We start from the raw sequence: 20,349 nt of genomic DNA on the forward strand, positions 1-20,349 counted from the left end.
GCTTTTTTCCGCATAAAATCATGAGAATACTTGTGAAATATTGCTTATTGTAGAATATAACAAATATTGATATAATTAAATTAGACAGTTATATACAACTATATTCACATCTCGCAAGCGTGGAGAAGTGATATTAGGAAAGAAAGGAGTGATGGAAGTGGAGAATCGCTTCAAAGAGTCCCTTCTGGACAAAAACGTGTTTTCCGTGACTTGGGAACTGGTGCCCGGAAGAGGAGCAAGGGAAAAGTCCATCGAAGAGGCTCTTGAGGCCGCGGAAGCCGCGGCTAAAGGGGGCAAGATCCATGCCTTAACGTTGACCGATAATCCGGGCGGCAATCCAGCCATGCTGCCTGACTATCTGGCAGTAGAGGTGCTTAAAAAGGGTATTGAGCCGCTGGTACATTTTACGTGCAAAGACCGAAACCGCAGTCAGATAGAAAGTCAGCTTTATGCATTGGACAGGGCGGGCGTCAGAAATCTACTCGTCATGACAGGCGATTATCCGGTATCGGGTTATGCGGGGAGGCCAAGACCCGTCTTTGACTTGGACCCGATTCACGTTCTCGACCTAATTTCGCAGATGAACCGGGGACTTGAATATAAAGGAATTAAAGGAACAGTTAAGCATCAGCCCAGCGATTTCTTTGCGGGAGCGGTGGTGTCTCCCTTCAAGGCCACCGAAGCGGAGCAGATGGTTCAGTATTTCAAATTGAAAAAGAAGGTGAAGGCCGGAGCGCAGTTTATTGTCACCCAGCTGGGGTACGATGCAAGAAAGTTTCACGAAGTAATTCTGTTTATACGCCAGCAGGGCTGGGATATTCCAGTTGTAGGAAATATTTACGTTTTACCCCTCGCTACGGCCAGAATAATGAACAAAAATAAGATTCCGGGCTGTGTGGTTACTGATAAATTGTTGGCCAAGCTCGAAGAGGAAGCCCAATCCCCCGATAAAGGACGGCAGGCCCGACTGGACAGGGCTGCCAAAATGTATGCCTTTATGAAAGGCATGGGTTACGACGGTGTCCATATTGGCGGACACAACGTAAAATACGAAGATGTGGAATATATTATCGAAAAAGGAGAAGAATTGAGCAAAAACTGGATGGACTTTATACACGAGTTTGACTTCCCGATACCGGGCGGGTTTTACTATTACGAAAAGGACGAAAAAACCGGTCTAAACAGACCCGAGCCGGTTAACCGGAAAAATAGGCCGCTGGATGCCAAAGTAGAATTCGTATATCCCCTTTCGATTCTGACCCACAAGTTAATGTTGGAGCCGGGGGCACCTCTATGGGGGCTGATGAGAGGAATAGCCAAAAGGGTCGACGGGACCAGCTTAGAAAGGCCGTACCACGCCTTCGAGCACCTGACTAAAGTTTGCCTATACGATTGCCATGATTGCGGTGACTGCGCCTTGATGGATCTGGCGTACGTTTGCCCCATGTCCCAGTGTCCGAAAAATCAGAGAAATGGTGCGTGCGGCGGAAGCTACATGGGGTGGTGCGAGGTTTATCCTAACGAGAAAAAATGCGCCTACGTGCGCGCCTATGCACGCCTGAAGCATTACGGGAGGGAAAATGAGCTGGACGGCGATATAATACCGCCGCCCAACTGGGATCTGTTCCAGACATCTTCGTGGCTTAATTACTATTTGGGGCGCGATCATTCCGCAAAGAAACTGGGAATAGAGCGGGTCGAAAAAAAGAAAAAGGACAAGTAAGTTAAGTGAAAATATTTTAAAGCCCGGCCGTTTTTGGGAGATTTTGCCCTGAAACGGTTTTTTTATTGACCTGCTGCATTTTTTTGTAATTCGTGTTAATATAAAAAGAGGGTTTTTAAATAAGATTGTTCACAGGGGGAAAGCAATGCAGACCTTTTTATCATCGCTGCAAGGAGTCTTGATGGTGTTTCTAGTTTTAGCGTTAGGATATTATCTTGCGAAGATAAAATGGTTCGATGAGAAGACTGCGGATTTATTCGTAAAGATCGTGCTGAACGTGTCGTTCCCATTAAATCTAGTGGTAAATATAACCTCGACTTTGACAAAAGAGGAGCTTTTAAATTACGGAAAGGGAATTTTTATACCCTTTTTTTCTATCCTTTTATCCTATGTTATAGCCTACCTGTTTGCATGGGTTTTTAAAGTAGACAGAAATAAAAGGGGAACCTTCGCTGCTACGTTTTCTTTTTCGAATTCGATATTTGTTGGGCTTCCAATGTGTCAGGCGCTCTTCGGAGATGGTGCGATACCTTATTCTCTGATGTACTACATTGCTAGTACTTTCCTTTGGTGGACTCTTGGAGTTTATGGCATTGCGAGGGATGCTTCGGAGAAAATGGAAGAAGCCTTTTTTAGTTTAACTACTTTGAAAAGGATAATAAATCCGCCGATTTTGGGTTTTTTAACCGGATTAATGTTGTTATTCTTGAACATAAAACTCCCCGAATTCATTTTCAGAAGTTTTAAAATGGTCGGTGATATAACGACTCCGCTTTCTTTATTTTACGTGGGTACAGTAATGTACCAGATGGGGAGGGAAAAGTTTGAATTTAAAAAGGAAACTTTAATGGTGTTTCTTGGAAGATTTTTCTTTGCTCCGGTGTTGGTTTTAGTGTTAAGCAGTTTTATAAAAATCCCCGATTTGATGAGAAACGTTTTTATTATTATGTCCGCAATGCCCGTAATGGTGAATACATCTATCCTCGCCAGAGTTTACGGAGCCGACTACGAATTTGCTGTAAATATGATTTCGTATACCACATTGTTTAGCGTTGTTGTGATTCCTTTTTTGATGATGATGATGGAAAAAATTTGATGCTTACGGACTAGGGCTTGTTGAAAATGCTTTATGATGTTATGGTCAAGTCTGTAGGGAGGATAATCAATGAATAGGAACGTTGGTGCGGAAGAAAAATTTAGAATAATGACGCAAGCCCCCGTGGAAAGACTTATATGCTCTTTGGCGGCACCAACCATAGTGAGCATGCTTATTAGTGCCATCTATAATATGGCAGACACTTTTTTTATAAGTAAAATCAGCACCAGTGCTTCCGGAGCGGTAGGCATTTCCTTTTCGTTGATGGCGATAATACAGGCACTAGGGTTTACCATAGGTATGGGGTCTGGCAATTATATATCAAGGCTGTTAGGGCAAAAAGAAAGAAAGTACGCTTCTTGCGTAGCGGCAACCGGTTTTTTTACCGCGCTATTATTGGGTGCCATGCTTGCCTTGCTGGGGCTTTTGTTCTTAAACCCTCTGGTTTATTTGTTGGGTGCAACCCCAACCATTGCGCCCCATGCCAGGAGTTACATCCGTTACATTTTAATAGGCGCGCCTTACATGATGGCATCTTTCGTCCTTAACAACATCCTGCGCTTTCAGGGGAGCGCTTTTTTCGCGATGATTGGCATAGCGACCGGAGGAGTTATAAATATAATCCTTGATCCCATATTTATTTTTGTATTCAAGATGGGAACCGGCGGAGCCGCCTTGGCCACAATAATCAGCCAGTTCATAAGCTTTTTAATACTTTACTGGAATTCCGGCAAAGGAGGCAATATAAAAATTAAGTTTAAAAATTTTTCTCTCAAATGGGAGATTTATAAAGAAATTTTAAAAGGTGGCCTGCCTTCCTTTTTCCGACAGGTCCTCGGAAGCATATCGATGATTTGTTTGAATTTCAGCGCCCGCCCTTACGGCGATGCGGCTATAGCAGCCATGGCTATAGTGACGAGGCTTTTTCAGTTTGCAATGTCGGCGGTTATAGGTTTCGGGCAGGGTTTTCAGCCAGTGTGCGGATTTAATTATGGTGCAAGAAAATACGAGAGGGTGCTTAAAGCATTCTGGTTTTCCGTAAAAACCGCGGCAGTCTTCTTGACCGTGCTTTCTTTTTTCGGTTTTTCATTTTCTCGCCAGATAATATCAATTTTTAGAAAAGAGGATATTGAGGTATTGAGCATAGGTGTGAAGGCTTTGAGATTTCAATGCATCACTTTCCCACTTTCATCCTGGATTATTATGACGAATATGCTTCTTCAAACTATAGGAAAGGGTCTTCAAGCTTCTATCGTGTCCGCCTCTAGACAGGGTTTGTTTTTCATCCCGGCAGTGGTGGTTCTTCCGCGGTTATTCGGCTTGATCGGAGTTCAGATAAGCCAACCCGTTTCTGACGTTTTTTCGTTTTTGCTTGCGGTTCCCATGGCATTAAGTACGTTGAAGGAGCTGGAATTGCTGTCTAAAGAGGAAAAATCGATTGCAGGCCTGAAAGACGCTATCTAGGGTCTGCAAAATGCTTTTCCTTTTTGCCGGGGAGGGTTTTTGTTGATGCGACATATTAGATTTTCAATCCCTTGCAAATTATACGCTGGTTTTTTATCAAAGCAATGAGTAGCCTCTATAAATCTAATCGTTCCGGCCTTCCCTCTCACTACCAGGGTGTGGGTTGCCGCTCCTATTTAAGAATTTTGTTTGGGTAGGAAAGTTCCATTTTTTTTACATCTTGCTATTTGTTCTTCGTTCTCAGGTTTTAACCTCCCCATCAAACTCACCGCCCAGGCATTTTAACGCGGCGGCAGCCAGAATTCCTTCCGGGGCGCCGCCTATTCTTATCATTATATCGATTCCGGAACTTTCAAAAGCACAGGCTATGGCCGGGGAGACGTCTCCGTCGGAAATAAGCATAATCCTCGCGCCGGTTTCCCTCACCTCTTTTATGAGTTGTTCGTGCTTCGGCCTGTCAAGAATGACCACGGTCAGGTCCGATATAGATTTTTTAAGGTTTTCGGATACAATTTTTAGGTTATCGGCTTTATTCTTGTTTCCCTTGCCCATCCACCGGGCGGCGGCAACTGCAGCGGCCTCTGTTACTCTAGCGGATTCAAGAGAAATTTTTCTTTCCATATCCATGACATGTACATCTCATTTTGTAATTGTGGAAATTCGCATAAAACGTTCAGCATATCATAAAAAGGAATCGACTTGGGGAACTTTGCTTTTTCTGCCCGGGAAGAGCGATTCTTTTTCATACGCTGCTTGGTCGGTTTCCGGGAGGTACGCTTCATACGTAGTTAGATCTGTGCAAAATTGAGTTGTTGTGCCACGTTTTATTTCGCCAAGTTTCTTAGCATTTGAGTCGGCGAGAATCCATCTTTTAGAAGAGCACAAATTTTATCTCTTTCATAGGGTGATGGTGTTTAAAAGTGCGTTGTGATGTGGTATACTCTTGAGTAAGAACTATAGCTGGAATCCTCTATATTGTATTAGTTTTTGCCAACCACATCATATCGGGTTTCACGCGATGGTTCAACTATTTTTTGGTGTCGCATTTAATTTTACAATTTACCCTCAAAATTTGCTTTATGACAGGAGAGTTTAAGATGAAAGTGAAAAAGATTTTAGAAAAAGCGTATTATGAGAACAATCTCACAAAGGATGAGATTAAACTCTTGCTGATTGCAGAAGGTGAGGATAAAGATCTTCTTTTCAAAACAGCAGACAGGGTAAGGAAAGAGCATATTGGCGACGAGGTTTTTTTGAGGGGACTTATTGAATTTTCAAGCTATTGCAAAAACGACTGTTTTTACTGTGGACTGAGGCGCAGTAACCTGAGTGCTCAAAGGTACAGAATGCAGGAAGATGAGATAGGGGGATTACAGTGCAATTTTATGATAGATTGAAAATATCTATAATTTTTTTGTTGCAATTTATAATGTTTATTATTTATTTGAACTTCTTCGCAATAGAAGATTTTTCAATTTATCTTATTTTTATGGTTTTTATTTACATTTCAATCCTAATCGGCGGAAGTCTATATGGTTTTGTAACATTAACTATGACAACTTTTGCTGTTGCATTCTGGCAGGTATATACAGCATGGATAAATGGCAGCAGAATTTCATTTCAGATAACGCTAATTTTAAAACAAATTATGGGGATTATTTTTTTAATTCTTTTCTGGGTAATGCTTTCCGAAATAACTAATATAACAGTCGAAAACAGAAAAATGAAAGAAAAACTAAAGATATTAGAAAGGACCGACGAAATTACAGGTGTCCTAACAAAAAGTGAACTTATAGAAAGGTTTAAGATAATATTTACCAGTATGCAAAGAAGGAACCAGTCGGGATATTTTGTAGTTTTGAGATGGGCAGGATTGAATGTAAAATCAAGAGGGAAAACATACTATTCAGGAAGCATAGCAAGAATTATTGGACAAGTCTGCCTTAATTCTATAAGAAGGCAGTACGACTTGGCTGGTTCATTAGGGAACAATACTTTACTGATAGTGCTTCAAAACACCAATTTGGAAGGTGCACAGATAGTGGTGGGAAGGATAAAGGAGAATTTAAAGAAAGAAGAAAGAATAAATGCATCTGTGTTGTTAGAGGAATTAGATTTCCAAATACATCCTATTCCGACTAACCTTGACGAGGCAGTGGAATTTATAAACTGCATAGCCGGAGAATGCGGAGGAATAGAAAATGTTAAGTAAAATAATAATATTCATAGCAATTTCATTTTGGCTGTTAATTTTTTATTATTCTGTACTGACTACATCTGGATTGATTTTTAGAATCAGAAAAGAAAACGATGTTAAAAATAATTTAGAAGAATATCCATCTGTTGACATACTTATTCCGGCACACAATGAAGATAAAGTTTTGTTTGAAACGCTGGATTCAATGGCTAATTTGATATACCCGGGAGAGTTAAAAATTTATGTATTGAATGATAATTCTACAGATCAAACAGGAGATATAGCGGATTATTTTTCAAAGCTTTATAAAAATATATTTCACGTAAAAGTTCCACCCGGTTTTCCAAAAGGGAAAGCACGAGTATTAAACTATGGACTTTCTATATCTGAAGGCGAAATGGTAATAGTTTTTGATGCGGATAATCAACCGCAGCCGGATGCAGTTTTGAAACTTGTTACTAAAACTTTGGAAAATAAAAGATATGCAGGAGCTGTAGGGTATGTAAGAACCATCAATATGTATAAAAACTTTCTAACCAGGATGATAGGCATAGAATTTTTAGTATTTCAACTTTTAATGCAATGCGGACGTTGGCAGCTTTTTAAGCTCGGTTCCCTGACAGGCACTAACATGCTTGTCAAGCGAAAGGTTTTAAAAGAAATCGGCGGTTGGGATCCTTACGCACTTGCAGAAGATGCAGAATTAACAATGCGAATAACTGCAAAAGGTTATCTTCTTCCTATCGTACCCGACTCGATAACATGGGAACAGGAGCCAGAAACGTATAAAGTGTGGTTAAGACAGCGGACTCGATGGATGCTCGGAAATCTGTATATTGTCTCAAAGTTAATTAGAGAGAAAACGTTGCGAAGAAATGCTAATATAGTAAATGCAGTTCAGTTAATATCAATTTATCATTTGTTCGTTGCAATGGTACTTGTTTCCGATATTTGGTTTGCAATGGGTATATTAGGACGTATTAATGTTGATTATAAAATCCCATTGCTTATTATCTGGTTTGAATCATGGTGGGTATATGTGGTGCAGTTAATAGCATCTATTGTTATCGACAAAGAAATTAATGTGGGCAATATCATAATTTCGATGTTGATGTATTTTACTTACGCACAGTTATGGATATTGCTTCTGATAAGAGCACATCTGACACAACTTAAAAACAGGCTGCAAAGCAAAGATAGCAGTACCTTCATAGTTTGGGATAAAACGGTAAGATTTTAAATCTACATACTCCTTGCTCTCGTATTGCTTTTGCTTCCCATACTGGAGCTGTTTATCCAGAGAATGTTTACCCTGCATAAAACTAACAGAAGTTCTTTTTTCCTGAAAATTTTGTTTGAAGGAATAACTAATAAGCGTTATAATATATACAGAAAATCCTGTGTAATTAGAAAGGATAGGGAGAGCGGTAAGCAGTAATTGCATTCAATTTATTAAAAGGATATATGTATCTCGGCTTGTATTTATATTTTCTATTGTGGTTTGTCACATCAAAGTTAATGGTAAAGGGTGCGTGCTTTTAATTATACTCAAGGTTTCGATTCATGCAGAACTGCAGATTGAAGCTGTTCTTAAAGGTATGTTATGCTTTGTGCAACCAAAAAAGTTTAATAAGGTCGTCTGCAGTATCTATGGGTTTAAAGTAGATGAAAAGATAGAATTGAAGGCAGAAAAGATAGTATGAGCTAGGTTGCATTATATATATTTCGTATTTCGCTGGCTTGGCGTGAAAAATGAACGGAGATGGAAGCTTTGCATTATCTACGGTAAAGTGTTCAGGCGGATAGATGTTCGTTTAGTGGTGAGAGTTAAGGTTCATGAATGGAGCGGGATAGTTAGGGTGGCAGTAAACGTTTGGGAATCACATTTATGGTATTTATTAGCCTTAAATTGCAATATTAAATGCGACACATTTTTTGGAAACCCGAATGATGTTGGGTTCCTCTATCATAAAGGCTGAAGTTCATAAGTTAGGCGTTCTATTTCCTTGAGAAAGAGTTCTGCTGGTTTGCAATAGCCCAGGATTTTTCTAGGCAAGGTATTACACCAGTTTTGCGCTCTTTCGATTTGCGAAGGTGATAATTCTTTAATAACCGTTCCTTTAGGAATTAACCGCCTGATTAGGCCATTGTGCCGCTCATTGGTGGCCCGTTCCCAAGCTGAGTAGGGATGAGCATAATAGACTTCAATCCCATGGTTACTAAGATTGGCAAACTCGGTACCATTGTCAGAAGTAATGCTCTTAAATACAAGAGAGAAAAGGGGACCGAATAGGCTTTTTAGCTGTTTTAATGCTTTATCCACTTCCTCGGCGGTCTTGTTTGCTAAGGGAAGTATCAGATGATAGCGAGTTTTTCTTTCCGTTAGAGTCAGCAGAACATGGTCGCTAGAGCGTTTACCAAGGACGGTATCGATTTCCCAGTGGCCGAATTCCTCTCGCTTTTCTATACTGTCAGGCCGCTCGCTAATACTCTTGCCATAAAGGCGCTTATGATTTCGAGGAGCCTCCTTCTTTGGTTTACGTCTTGTTTTTATGAAAAGGTCGATATTTCGAACTTTAACTAAGCATCGGTCAATATAGTTGTAGAGGGTTTTTATGCAGACCATGGATGAAGAGTCAAAGAGTTTTTCTCGGCGAGCAGTTCCTACTACAGCATCAGGGGACCATTTATCCTAGAGCACAAATTTTATCTCTTTCATAGGGTGTAAGGTGTTTAAAAGTGCGTTGTGATGTGGTATACTCTGTATTTGGCAAGTATAAAATGATGAATTCGGCAATGAAAAAATGCAGAGTTTGCCATCACGTTGGGTAATATTTCTCCCCCAAAGATTGGGGAGATTTCAGTTCGCTATACTTGTAATACTGTCCTCTTTGTTGTCTGACTGGTTGACGGCTATCATGGAGAGTGCCCTCTGCAGGCGGTAGCTCTCCCCTTCAAAGGCCAGAATATGGGCATGATGGACCAGACGGTCGATAAGCGCCGCTGTGAGGCGGTTATCCCCCAGCACAGTATTCCATTGGCCAAACTGTAAGTTAGAAGTAACAATAATACTTTGCCTTTCATACGCTTGGGCTACAACGTTGAATAAGAGTTCAGCCCCCTCACGGAGAAGTGGCACGAAGCCGAGCTCGTCGATGATAATCAGATCGACTTTTTCCAGCTCTGTCATTAGCCGCCGCAAACGTCCCTGACGGTGATTTTCCAACAGGGCATTGACGAGGTCCAGGCAGCGGTAGAAACGGACGCTTCTCCCTTCCATACAGGCCCGAATCCCCAGGGCGATGGCCAAATGCGTCTTGCCGGTTCCCACGGCCCCAAGCGCCAGCACGTTTTCACGGCGCTCGATGAAGGTGAGTTCTGCCAGGTCAGTTATGGTGGTGGAACCTGGCAAAGTAACAGGGCTCCAATCAAATTCTTCTAATGTCTTATGTGCCGGGAAACCCGCCCGCTTGATGAGGCTTCGGATTTTCTTGGCATGACGTTCCTCAAGTTCGGCTGCGAACAGGTCGGTCAGGTATTGTTCCCGGTCATGGTAGGTGACCTCCAGGTAAATAGACGGGATATGTGCCAGCTTTAAGGCTTTACATTGCTCCTTCAACGATAGCTTGGCCACGGAGTTCACCTCCTTTCCGGGCCGCCTGTGGCACCAGCCGGTCATATGCTTTGATCTCTGGCGTATAACGCCTGACGCTGTCTGGCGTATAGGTCTCGTTCAAAATCTCCAGGGGAGTGTCCGGGAATGTGATGCGGTACAGCTTATGACGGATTAAGGCGCTATCCAGCGCATGGTATGCCTGGCATTTCGTGGCCTCCTCCAGAGCCTGGGCTATAGCCTCAATGGTGAATCCTTCTTCCAGGAGGGTATGAATGAACTTTAGCCGTTCCTGGTATTGCGCCGGATCACATTCCTCCAGGTACTGCCGAACCTGCTCGGGGAGGAACCGGTACATGGTGGCGTGCCGGGCACCCCTGGGTTTGCGGATAAAAATTCTAAAGTATCCTTTCCAGTCAATGGGCTGGGTTTTCAACGTGTAGCGGCGCGGGAGGCTGGCTAAACGCTCCTCATTGCGGCTGAAAACCTCCACGCGGTCCCACCAGAGCTTGAGAAGCACCCGCTCTCCAATCTGGGCGCTTGGTACCGAATAGACTTCCCCATGGAATTGCACCTGGCCATATTTATTTACACGGGCAGTCTCGAACCGGACTGGTTCAAAGGGGATTGTGGGCAGGGGAAGGAGTGCTTTTTTGTCCTCCTCCCACAATTCGGCAATTGTAACTTTCTTCTCGTAGTGGGGGCGCTGCATATCTTCTAAGGCCAACCGGTAAAGCTCAGCCGTTAATTCCTCGTAACTTGAGACCGTCGGGTATGGTATGAGCCAGTTGCGCCGTGTATAGCCCACTTTGTTCTCAACGTGGCCTTTTTCGTTGCCCTTGCTAGCGTTACAGAACTTGGCCTCAAACCGGTAGTGGAGCATGAACCGGCGAAAGGTTTCGGTTAATTCCCGTTGTTCACCTTTCCCAACACTTGCAACTGCTGCCGAAAGGTTATCGAACCAGATTTCCGGCGGAACGCCGCCTATCCACTCGAAAACCCGGATCATAGCGTAGAGCAAGCACTCCGTATTTTCGCAAGGCAATGGTATACAAAAACCTGCATTGCTGTATGGGAAGGAAAACGCTAAATACTTGATTTCCCTCAGTGCTCCATCCCACACCATATGGCTAGTCCCAAAATCCACCTGGGCTCGTCCGGGTGGGTGCTCCAACCGTAAGTATTTCTCTTGTGCTTCAGCATATAGTTCTTTTTTGCGGAAAGATACGTAAGCCCTAACTGTTCTATCCGAACCTTGAAAACCATGTTCTTTGACCAGCTGCCTATGTATAGAGGCTGCGGTGCGGCGTTCTTTACGTGGCTTGAGCATGTCCTCCATCAACCAGGTATCCACGATGTCCAAAAAAGGTTCCATTACCGGCTGCCGGCGTTTGGTCTGCTGTATGGGTTTATTCCAGTCGTCTTTTTTAGCATATTTAGCTGCTGTTCGCCAATTGACACCTACTCGCCGGCTGATTTCGGCAATACTACACTCTTCTTTTTCGTAAAGATGTTTGATATACTGTTGTTGGGCCATTGCTATCACCTCTTGAATTCCCTCCTGCCTTTACCTTTAGTTCAGAAGGGATTATTCTAGAACGTGATGGCAATGTCCTCTTTTTGCTTAGCTAAGCTATGCACTTTTTGCTGCCGTTTTATGCAATTCTATTATGCCATAAACAGGTATACTCTTGAGTAAGAACCATAGCTGAAATCCTCCATATGTGTTAGTTTTTGCCAACCAACATCATATCGGGTTTCACGCTATGGTTCAACTATTTTTTGGTGTCGCATTTAATTTTACAATTAACCACTCAAAATTTGCTTTATGACAGGAGAGTTTAAGATGAAAGTGAAAAAGATTTTAGAAAAAGCGTATTATGAGAACAATCTCACAAAGGATGAGATTAAACTCTTGCTGATTGCAGAAGGTGAGGATAAAGATCTTCTTTTCAAAACAGCAGACAGGGTAAGGAAAGAGCATATTGGCGACGAGGTTTTTTTGAGGGGACTTATTGAATTTTCAAGCTATTGCAAAAACGACTGTTTTTACTGTGGACTGAGGCGCAGTAACCTGAGTGCTCAAAGGTACAGAATGCAGGAAGATGAGATAGTAGAGGTTGCAAAAAGAGCATATCAAATGGGGTACCGCACTGTGGTGCTGCAGTCTGGTGAGGACATGTATTACACCAAAGACAGGCTGTGTTCAATCATAAAGAAGATAAAAAGGGTGGTTGACGTTGCTATAACACTTTCGATTGGTGAAAGGTCGTATGATGAGTACAAGGCGTTTAAAGATGCCGGGGCGGACAGGTTTTTGATGAGGTTTGAAACTTCAAATGAAAAGCTATATAGAAAGTATCATCCCGGCATGAGCTTTGAAAACAGGATAGAGTGCCTTAAGTGGCTCAAAAAACTTGGGTATGAACTTGGGACAGGTTTTTTGATAGGCCTTCCAGGTCAGACGTTGGATGATTTGGCACAGGACATAATTCTTGTAAAGGAATTGGATGCAGATATGATAGGCATTGGACCTTTTATTCCTCATCCACAAACGCCTCTAAAAGATGCAAAAGAAGGTTCAGTTGATTTGACGCTCAAGAGCATTGCCATTTTGAGGCTTTTGATTCCAGATGCTAATATTCCGGCAACAACTGCACTTGGCACTTTAGACCCGCTGGGAAGACAAAAGGGGCTCATGTGTGGTGCAAACATTGTAATGCCGAACGTCAACAGCCTTGAGTACAAGCTCAAATATGAGCTGTATCCTGGCAAGATTTGCATAAATGAGGATGCGACAAAGTGCAGAGGATGCATTGAGTCAATTATTGTTTCGCTGGGAAGGAAGGTCGGGCAGGGGAAGGGACAGAGCAGGCACTACAAAAGAGTTTCTGTGAGCTAATTTTAATGTGCCATAGTTTCGTGCAATAGCTTTTTATTTTTGGGCAGGTTACCCCAAGGAGTCATTCCATTCATGTTTTTGCCGAAATGCGGCCGGCTGTAGTTGAAATATGGTATCCAATTTTGCGCCATGTTTAGAAACGAACTCCTTGAAGTTGCCTTATTCAAGTTTAAAGCGCAAAACTCCTCATCATCAGGGCAGTGAGAGTGCTCAATGAAGCAATTTGTCTTTTTTTTTATCCCCGGGATATTAAGCAAAGATACAGAACATCTTTTAGAACCTTCATAAGTCCTTAAAGAATTTTGGAACTACAAAAGAAATATTAACCACTTTAAAGAAAAACCCAGATTTTCCGGTAGATGAGATGTTCATGAAGTTTATTACAAGCTACGTTGAAATTCTAAGCAGGTTGATCGGCAGTGAAAATGCAGAAAAAATTATGAAAATACTACGCGAAGAAATGAAAGACGTCTGTTTTAACTCAAATATTCTTGGTGGTGGTATACCTCTGTATTCGCTTAATATTGTTTCTGGTGCTCCGGGCAGTGGGAAAATAATATTTGTTCAAAACATTATTTTTAATAGTGCAAGAGATGGCCTTAGGAGTTTATACCTAACGACTGTTTCAGAGTCGCAATTTAAGATGGTAAGACATTTACAAGAATTTGACTTTTTTTCTGACGAATTTCTTGGTGATAAGTTTATTTATGGGGATCTTGGAGCTTTTGTGCGCAAACAAGGTCCTGATAAGATTTTAGGGTACTTAACTGACATGGTTAAAAAGCACAAGCCTAATATAGTTGTGATTGATAGTTTTAAAGCTATAAGAGACCTCTTCCCCGACGAGAAAACTTTTAAGGCTTTTGTTTATGATCTGGCTGCTACTTTATCAATATGGGAGGTTACTGTGTTTCTTGTTGGCGAGTATGAGGAAAAGGAATTAACTGTTTTGAGTGAATTTGCAGTTGCTGATGGTATTTTTCACCTTTATGGGCAGGAAGAGAAGAGATTCCAAAAAAGATATTTGCGTATCCTCAAGATGAGAGGAACTTCTTTTGAACAAGGCGAGCATTTGTTTGAAATTACTCCTGCAGGAATAAAAGTATATCCAAGGATAAAACCGGCTGGCAAAGAACTTCAATATGAAGTCAAAACGGAAAAAAAGGATTTGGAATCAAAGGTTTGGACGAAATGCTGAATGGTGGATTGCCAGAAGGAACTATTACTATAATTTCCGGTGGAACAGGAACAGGCAAAACCACGTTTGCTCTTAAATTCTTGCTTGAGGGAGCCGAGAAAGGCGAAAAGGGACTATTACTTTCTTTTGAAGAGCCTCTTGCTCAAATTAAGAGTAATGCCCATTATTTGGGATGGGAACTGGAGAGGTATCTGAAAAATGGTCTTTTGGATATTAAGTTTATCTCTCCAATAGAACTGGATGTAGATAAACACGCTTTTGAAATAATGGATATGATAGAAAAAAATAATGTGGAAAGATTTGTCATCGATAGCATATCTTCTTTTGAAAGTAGCGTGTCTGATATACAAAAGTATAAAGATTATCTCTGGGCAATAGCACAGGAACTAAAAAGGAGACATATTACTACCATATTTACAGCACTCAACGAAAGGAAATAAGATCTGTAATGAAAAATGTATCTATTTTTACAAAGACATATTAGGTTCTCTAGAAGATAAAGTATATTTACTTGTCCTTATGGGATTAGAATTTATGCCTATTGCTTGGGTACATACGCTCAAAAGATAGGGTTCCTTGTTGTCACACCTAATGGAAATATAGCTGGAACAGATATTGAGGAAGAGAACACTTTTGTCGCTAAAGCTAATAATATTTACCAAACGATAAATGAGGTTCTTAAGGCCATTCTTGAAAAGAATATTTTAGGATTGCGCAGACTTGAACTGAATAGTATTTATGAAATTAGTCGTCTGTTGATCTCGACTGTAGAACTCGACAAGGTTCTGGAGCTTATAATAAACTCCTTGATAATAATCTACAAGATTGAACTGAGTTTTATTGGTCTACGAGAGGGTGATAAGATTAAGATAATACAGGCTAAAGGTGAGTATGGTCAGCTTTTGGTTGGGAAGGTATGGTCGATTGTCAATAGCGGGTTTAAATTGACCCATTTTCAACGGCTTAAAATTGACCCACTCTGGCCTCTTTAAATTAAGAAATTAAGCATTGTTATGTGGGTTGCCATACAATCCTGTCTTTAACCTGTCTTTCAGGCGATAACTGTTGCCCCGTATGTTGATTATATGAGCATGATGTAACAGCCTATCTAATACTGCAGTCGCAAGCACGGTATCTCCCATGAGCTCTCCCCATTCTCCAAAACCTTTGTTGCTTGTGAGTATAATACTACCCCTTTCATACCGGGCGCTTATCAACTGGAAAAAGAGGTTAGCCCCAAGATCATCAAGCGGAAGATAGCCTACTTCGTCGATAATTAGAAGTTTAGGCCCAGTGTAAATCCTCATCCTCTTTTCCAAACGGTTTTCCTTGTTGGCCTTCTTTAGGTCTTCAATTAGCCGCGAAAGGCTCGTAAAGTATACTGACATACCCTGCGACAGGGCTTCTATTGCAAGACCTACTGCAAGATGTGTCTTCCCTACTCCGGGTGGGCCAAGAAATATTACGTTTTCCGCTCTGTAGACAAAAGCCATTGTTGCAAGTTCTCTTATCAACTTTTCATCAATACTGGGTTGGAACGTAAAATCGAATTCCTTCAGGGTCTTTCTATACGGAAGCCGGGCAAGTTTTGACCTCACTTCGATGTTCCGCCTTTGTCTTTCGCTAAGTTCAGCTTCGAGCAGGCCGTTTAAGAACTCAATATACGTGGCATTCTCGTGTTGAGCTCTTTCAAGAAGAGCATCGATGAAAACCGCTGCGTTTAAAAGCCCCAGTTCTTCAAGGTTGGATTTTGCTTTTTCAAGCTCTATCATATTGTGCCCACCCCCAGCAGGCTTTCATAAACCCCTAAAGAACGCTTTTCAACTTCCAGAGAAGAGACCTTGTATGCACGCGGGTTAGGATAGAGCATACCTTCGGCTTCTTTTAGCCCGGTATACTGGTTTTTGGCATAAACCGTGGTCCTTGAGCGGTATTGCTTTTCGTGGGTTGCTATCACCTTCCCATCATAGAGGATTTCAATTTTACCGTGTTTATCCCTTATAACCACCTCTTTTCCGCTATACTGCCAGGGAACGCCATATCTTACACCGCCGAAGCTTAAAAGGCCATCTTTATGGACTTTCCTCACTTCTTCCATAAACTTCTGGTATCTGTCATAATTGGGGAGGGGTTTGAGTTTTTCTTCCTTCAGGCGATCAATGGGCCTTTCCCCGGTAGTGCCGTGTATCCTCCTGTTTTTATTTTCGCACCACACTATAGCCTGCCGGTTCAAGTCGCCATAGTCTGTGAATTTCCTGCCCGGCAGGAAGTTACTTTTGACAAAGTCTATCCCGCTTTCAACTTTGCCTTTGGTCTGAGGGCGCCGTGCTTTGCAAACTCTAGGGGTAAAGCCGAGCGTCGCAGCAAGGTCTTCAAAAATGGAGTTCCATACAGGTTTTTTGTTTTCATCAGTGCCGATTATTACGGTTTTCATCCTGTCGGTGAGCAATACGTCGGTTACTCCGCCGAAGTATTCGAATCCGTGTATGAGGCAGCGGATAAAAGTATTGACATCGCATCGGTTTGTGAATTCCACATATATGGCTCTTGAATATCCCAGCACCATGACGAAAAGATAAAGCTTACGTGTTTCGCCGGTTTCCTCGTCAATGTATGTGTATTCACCCCAGTCGACTTGAGCCTGCTGGCCGGGCTTGGTTTCATAGCGACATACGGCAGGGGTCTTTTTGGGAGGTCTGAATTGTCTTACATAGTCCCTCAAGATAGTGCGTCCGCCGGTATAGCCTTTTTCTTTTATCCTTTCGTAGATGACTTCGCAATTGAATATACCGAGATTCATGAGTTCTTGAATGGTATCCTTGTATGGATCAAGTTTTGAACCTCTTTTTGGATGAGGCTTCCTTTCAGGAATTCCTTGCGCTCTGAGATATTTCCTCACTGTATTCCTCGAAAGGCCGGTTTCTCGTGCTATTGCACGAATGCTCTTGCCCTTTGCTTTTAGTTCGTGTAACATGATAATAGATCCACTCCCTAGCACTTATTTCCCTCCGATCTGCGTTGGTATCAGAGGGATATTTCGCCAGGGGGTGGGTCAATTCCTTTTCGTTGCTCCTGGGTCAATTATATACCGGCGGTGACATCGATGGTTCATCCAGTGATTGAGAAGGTTTTTTTGAAGGTTGAACCCACATTTTTGGATATTGATGAATTAAAAACCTTAGATGGTTATACAGATTTGGAAATTGATGCTGGAAATAAAATTATGATTTATCCCTTATGGACTTCTATTGGTGCAGTAGGTTTGTTAGGCATAATGTTTTCACCTGACTCAATGGATGAAAATGATAGCAGGAATCTACAGATATATGTGAACTTTGCTGCAATAGCTTTGGCAAATGCAAAGATTGTAAGTCGTTTAGAAAGAGAAGCTGAAACTGACTTTTTGACAGGTTTCTTTAATAAACGGACCATCCGTAACATATTGATTAGTGAACTTGAAAGGGCAAGTAGATATAGACTTCCTTTAGCAGTTATTTTCCTTGACATTGATGACTTTAAAGCTTACAATGACACTTTTGGCCATGTAGCTGGCGATGTGATGGTACAGAAGATGGCAGAGATAATAAAGAATTCTATAAGGACTGTAGATATTGCAGGACGCTTTGGGGGCGAGGAGTTTGTAATTATTCTTCCGGGAACAGACGAAGAAGGTGCTGTTGCAGTGGCAGAAAGAATACGAAAAGCTATAGGGAACTATCCTTTTCCTCATCGGAAGGTTACAGCGAGCTTGGGTATAGCATTAGCAAAGAACAATGACTCAGTTGAGTCCTTACTGGAAAGGGCAGATCGGGCATTGTATCAAGCAAAAAGAGAAGGAAAAAACCGCTGTTGCTCAGCTTTATCATAGTTGTTATGTTATTTCAATTGTTTTAAACGGCTTCACACAGATACTTTTAAACTCCTGGAACTTGAGAATATTAAAATCCTACTCGTCAATGCTAAGCATATTAAAAAAATGTTTCCGGTAGAAAAACTTCGGTCTTTTTACCGGGAACATTTTTCATATGTAGTGCCGTCAAAAACGGTTTCAAGAATGTCGTAAACAAGGCTGTCAGGATATTCTCGTGCTCTCCATGGCAACATGGCGGCAGTTTTCAGATTCAAGTCATGCTTTTAATTCTTCAAGTCCCGTCAGTAAAGTGGAAAATGTTCTTATTGTTTTTTATGGCTTATCGTCATTGACACAGGGCTAACTAAGAATATAGAAGTTTAGCACCCGTGCTGTTCCCATATTAAGATAATATAGGGCGACTATTGAGTATACTCAAAGGTACTCAGGAAATACAACCAGCGATGAAAATAGAATTTTATTCGCCAAAAATTCGCTTTCTGTTAAATTTAAGATAACAGGGGTAAAGGTTGATTTTATTTTGATGGATTTAATACCTCGCTGATTAACCTAACCAGTTAAGTTTTCCGTTTTGATTATCTTTAATTCTAACCAAAAGAGTTGATGATAAGAGGAGCTTAAATTTTCAGGGAGAGAGGCAATATGGACAAGGCTATTTTTTTGAAAGTCTTAAAAAAAATAAAAGACAAGCTCGATGATAGCAATATAAATTGGGTATTAACAGGAAGTTTTAGTTTTGCGCTACAGGGGATGCCTGTAGAGGTTCATGATATCGATGTTCAAACAGACGAGAGAGGTGCTTATGAAATAGAGCGCCTTTTTGAAAAATATGTAATAAGAAAAGTGGAGTTTTCTCAGGCCGAGAAAATTCGTTCACATTTTGGAGCTTTAATGATCGACGGCGTAAAGGTTGAGATTATGGGGAATATACAAAAACTGGTAGACGGTGTATGGGAAGAACCTGTAGACATTAAGAAGCATAAAAAGTTTGTATACGTACAAGGAATGAGAATTCCTGTTCTTTCCCTGGATTATGAGTATCAGGCCTATAAAAAAATGGGGCGGATTGAAAAGGCAGAAATGATAAAAGAGTGGCTGTTTAAAAATAAAAATATGATTTAGCAAAAAAATAGATTATGAAAGATGCAGAATGGATTACAACTCTTTTAAGGGCAGGGCTTTCAAATGGAAGCCCGCGAAATAGAAGAAAACATTAATTCTGAGCTTGAAAAATAAAAATTAAAAAGGCAGATTGAGCAATTTGATGGCATACCCAGTATAGATAAAACGGCAGCTGCTGCAATAATTGCTGAAATTGGTATAGATATGAGCAAATTTAAAACAGCAGAGTATATTTGTTCGTGGGCAGGATTAAGTCCCGGCAATAATGAAAGTGCAGGGAAAAAAAGTCCACTCGAGTAACAAAGGGTAACACTTACATCAAAAGAATACTTTGTGAAGTTGCATGGTGTGTAACTCAAATAAGGGACTCATACCTTGCCACCATGGTATGTGTAACTCAAATAAGGGACTCATACCTTGCCACCATGGTATTGGAAGGTAAAGCAGCGCCGCGGAGGAAAGAAAGCGATAGTAGCTCTTACTCGGAAATTGCTGGTTATCATCTATAATATGCTAAAAAATAATACTGATTACGACGAAAAAGTTTTTGATGAAGTAAGGAGAAAGCAGGAAATAATTCGTGTTAAACGGCTTATCAATGGGCCAAAAAGTTTGGTTTAGAAGTTATAGTTCCTCAATCGATTTAAGTTTTGATTTAATTTATAAAATTTTCCCACTGATGCCTTGTGGCATTGATTAGATTATTATTGCCTTTTTTCTGGTTTAATGATTGAGCATATTCTACTTGTTAATGTTCAAAATCATTTTTGAACGTAATCTATTTTCTTGCTAACCTTCTATGTTTAGTTTGGAAATAAGATTGCTTTACCAGCGGATAAAATTGTATTAATTGGCCTTGCCTCTCCTTCAGAGTTTTAACTCGAACTGCTGGAAGAGGGTGAGGTCATTATTTTTTTGTGACCCTCTGCTTTTGCTATTTTTACTATATACTAAAGTAGTAATATACCCAAACAATTTTTCATCTTCCAGAAGGAAAATCCATAATTATGGCGAATTTTAGAAAATAGTTTGCTTATTAGGTAGGAGGACAAAATGCTTGCTTCGTTAAAAAGTTGCGCCATATACGGTATCGAAAGCTTCATCGTCGATGTAGAGGTATATATTTCCAGCGGCCTTCCTGCTTTTGAGAATGTTGGTATAAT

Annotated in this window: 16 protein-coding genes and 8 pseudogenes; 14 read left to right on the forward strand and 10 right to left on the reverse strand. The window is 41.1% G+C overall.

The features are described from left to right. Positions 1-157 precede the first annotated feature (157 nt). From AN618_RS06295 to AN618_RS06305, 3 genes are all read left to right on the forward strand, one after another. Positions 158-1,723 carry a methylenetetrahydrofolate reductase C-terminal domain-containing protein gene (locus tag AN618_RS06295; protein WP_066353309.1) on the forward strand — a complete coding sequence of 522 codons (1,566 nt, stop codon included), beginning with the start codon at positions 158-160 and terminating at the stop codon, positions 1,721-1,723. A gap of 145 nt (positions 1,724-1,868) precedes the next feature. Further along, positions 1,869-2,819, forward strand: a complete 951-nt coding sequence (locus tag AN618_RS06300; RefSeq protein ID WP_066353255.1) for an AEC family transporter — start codon at positions 1,869-1,871, stop codon at positions 2,817-2,819. Positions 2,820-2,888: 69 nt separating this feature from the next. Beyond that, positions 2,889-4,283, forward strand: a complete 1,395-nt coding sequence (locus AN618_RS06305) for an MATE family efflux transporter (RefSeq protein ID WP_066353257.1) — start codon at positions 2,889-2,891, stop codon at positions 4,281-4,283. On the opposite strand, the pseudogene AN618_RS13975 reads toward AN618_RS06305, so the two are convergent. The 3 pseudogenes from AN618_RS13975 to AN618_RS14150 form a co-directional block, all read right to left on the reverse strand. Then, positions 4,280-4,808: pseudogene (locus tag AN618_RS13975) on the reverse strand (fructose-bisphosphatase class II); the annotation flags it as partial. The gene AN618_RS06305 and the pseudogene AN618_RS13975 overlap by 4 nt on opposite strands. A gap of 39 nt (positions 4,809-4,847) precedes the next feature. Continuing rightward, positions 4,848-4,910: pseudogene (locus AN618_RS14145) on the reverse strand (hypothetical protein); the annotation flags it as partial. A gap of 57 nt (positions 4,911-4,967) precedes the next feature. Then, positions 4,968-5,241: pseudogene (locus AN618_RS14150) on the reverse strand (IS30 family transposase); the annotation flags it as partial. 139 nt (positions 5,242-5,380) lie between these two features. Between AN618_RS14150 and AN618_RS06315 the strand changes: the two are divergent. From AN618_RS06315 to AN618_RS13080, 4 genes and pseudogenes are all read left to right on the forward strand, one after another. Continuing rightward, positions 5,381-5,647: pseudogene (locus tag AN618_RS06315) on the forward strand ([FeFe] hydrogenase H-cluster radical SAM maturase HydE); the annotation flags it as partial. An 80-nt stretch (positions 5,648-5,727) separates the two neighbouring features. Beyond that, complete coding sequence (locus AN618_RS06320; RefSeq protein WP_157081646.1) at positions 5,728-6,495, forward strand: GGDEF domain-containing protein; 768 nt, start codon at positions 5,728-5,730, stop codon at positions 6,493-6,495. Further along, positions 6,485-7,720, forward strand: a complete 1,236-nt coding sequence (locus AN618_RS06325) for a glycosyltransferase family 2 protein (protein ID WP_187694890.1) — start codon at positions 6,485-6,487, stop codon at positions 7,718-7,720. Before AN618_RS06320 ends, AN618_RS06325 begins: the two co-directional genes overlap by 11 nt. A 256-nt stretch (positions 7,721-7,976) precedes the next feature. Beyond that, positions 7,977-8,183, forward strand: a complete 207-nt coding sequence (locus AN618_RS13080) for a hypothetical protein (RefSeq protein ID WP_157081647.1) — start codon at positions 7,977-7,979, stop codon at positions 8,181-8,183. 263 nt (positions 8,184-8,446) lie between these two features. On the opposite strand, the pseudogene AN618_RS06330 reads toward AN618_RS13080, so the two are convergent. From AN618_RS06330 to istA (AN618_RS06340), 3 genes and pseudogenes are all read right to left on the reverse strand, one after another. After that, positions 8,447-9,172, reverse strand: a pseudogene (locus AN618_RS06330) (IS30 family transposase); the annotation flags it as partial. A 168-nt stretch (positions 9,173-9,340) separates the two neighbouring features. After that, complete coding sequence (istB, locus tag AN618_RS06335; RefSeq protein ID WP_222926359.1) at positions 9,341-10,114, reverse strand: IS21-like element helper ATPase IstB; 774 nt, start codon at positions 10,112-10,114, stop codon at positions 9,341-9,343. After that, entirely contained in the window at positions 10,083-11,630 is a 1,548-nt protein-coding gene (gene istA, locus AN618_RS06340) for an IS21 family transposase (RefSeq protein WP_157081648.1), read from the reverse strand. Before istA (AN618_RS06340) ends, istB (AN618_RS06335) begins: the two co-directional genes overlap by 32 nt. A gap of 309 nt (positions 11,631-11,939) precedes the next feature. Here istA (AN618_RS06340) and hydE point away from each other — a divergent pair, with 309 nt between their 5' ends. After that, positions 11,940-12,995 (forward strand): [FeFe] hydrogenase H-cluster radical SAM maturase HydE, encoded by a 1,056-nt coding sequence (gene hydE, locus AN618_RS06345; protein WP_066353271.1) that lies wholly within the window; start codon positions 11,940-11,942, stop codon positions 12,993-12,995. Positions 12,996-12,997: 2 nt separating this feature from the next. Here hydE and AN618_RS14155 read toward each other — a convergent pair. After that, positions 12,998-13,261, reverse strand: a pseudogene (locus AN618_RS14155) (integrase core domain-containing protein); the annotation flags it as partial. Positions 13,262-13,365: 104 nt separating this feature from the next. Between AN618_RS14155 and AN618_RS13515 the strand changes: the two are divergent. The 3 genes from AN618_RS13515 (at position 13,366) to AN618_RS13525 (ending at position 15,185) form a co-directional block, all read left to right on the forward strand. Continuing rightward, positions 13,366-14,193 carry an RAD55 family ATPase gene (locus AN618_RS13515; RefSeq protein WP_222926361.1) on the forward strand — a complete coding sequence of 276 codons (828 nt, stop codon included), beginning with the start codon at positions 13,366-13,368 and terminating at the stop codon, positions 14,191-14,193. Continuing rightward, positions 14,187-14,633: an RAD55 family ATPase gene (locus tag AN618_RS13520; protein WP_245628429.1), complete on the forward strand. Its 447-nt coding sequence runs from the start codon at positions 14,187-14,189 to the stop codon at positions 14,631-14,633. The genes AN618_RS13515 and AN618_RS13520 overlap by 7 nt, the downstream gene beginning before the upstream one ends. A 270-nt stretch (positions 14,634-14,903) precedes the next feature. Further along, positions 14,904-15,185: a hypothetical protein gene (locus tag AN618_RS13525; protein ID WP_222926365.1), complete on the forward strand. Its 282-nt coding sequence runs from the start codon at positions 14,904-14,906 to the stop codon at positions 15,183-15,185. Positions 15,186-15,194: 9 nt separating this feature from the next. Here the strand turns inward: AN618_RS13525 and istB (AN618_RS06360) are convergent, their stop codons facing one another. After that, on the reverse strand, positions 15,195-15,965 hold the full coding sequence (istB, locus tag AN618_RS06360) for an IS21-like element helper ATPase IstB (protein WP_066353273.1): 771 nt from the start codon (positions 15,963-15,965) through the stop codon (positions 15,195-15,197). Further along, positions 15,962-17,191, reverse strand: a complete 1,230-nt coding sequence (gene istA / locus AN618_RS06365; RefSeq protein WP_066353274.1) for an IS21 family transposase — start codon at positions 17,189-17,191, stop codon at positions 15,962-15,964. Before istA (AN618_RS06365) ends, istB (AN618_RS06360) begins: the two co-directional genes overlap by 4 nt. A gap of 105 nt (positions 17,192-17,296) precedes the next feature. Between istA (AN618_RS06365) and AN618_RS06370 the strand changes: the two genes are divergently transcribed. Further along, positions 17,297-18,061, forward strand: a complete 765-nt coding sequence (locus tag AN618_RS06370; protein WP_222926367.1) for a GGDEF domain-containing protein — start codon at positions 17,297-17,299, stop codon at positions 18,059-18,061. A gap of 124 nt (positions 18,062-18,185) precedes the next feature. Here AN618_RS06370 and AN618_RS13980 read toward each other — a convergent pair. Further along, positions 18,186-18,397, reverse strand: a pseudogene (locus AN618_RS13980) (IS110 family transposase); the annotation flags it as partial. Between the two features lie 309 nt (positions 18,398-18,706). Here AN618_RS13980 and AN618_RS06375 point away from each other — a divergent pair. Both AN618_RS06375 and AN618_RS06380 read left to right on the forward strand, forming a co-directional pair. Beyond that, positions 18,707-19,186, forward strand: a complete 480-nt coding sequence (locus tag AN618_RS06375; RefSeq protein WP_066353276.1) for a nucleotidyltransferase domain-containing protein — start codon at positions 18,707-18,709, stop codon at positions 19,184-19,186. Between the two features lie 75 nt (positions 19,187-19,261). Further along, positions 19,262-19,833 (forward strand): annotated as a pseudogene (locus tag AN618_RS06380) (transposase); the annotation flags it as partial. Positions 19,834-20,349: the final 516 nt, after the last annotated feature.

Source organism: Fervidicola ferrireducens (assembly GCF_001562425.1).
Classification (GTDB): domain Bacteria; phylum Bacillota; class Thermosediminibacteria; order Thermosediminibacterales; family Thermosediminibacteraceae; genus Fervidicola; species Fervidicola ferrireducens.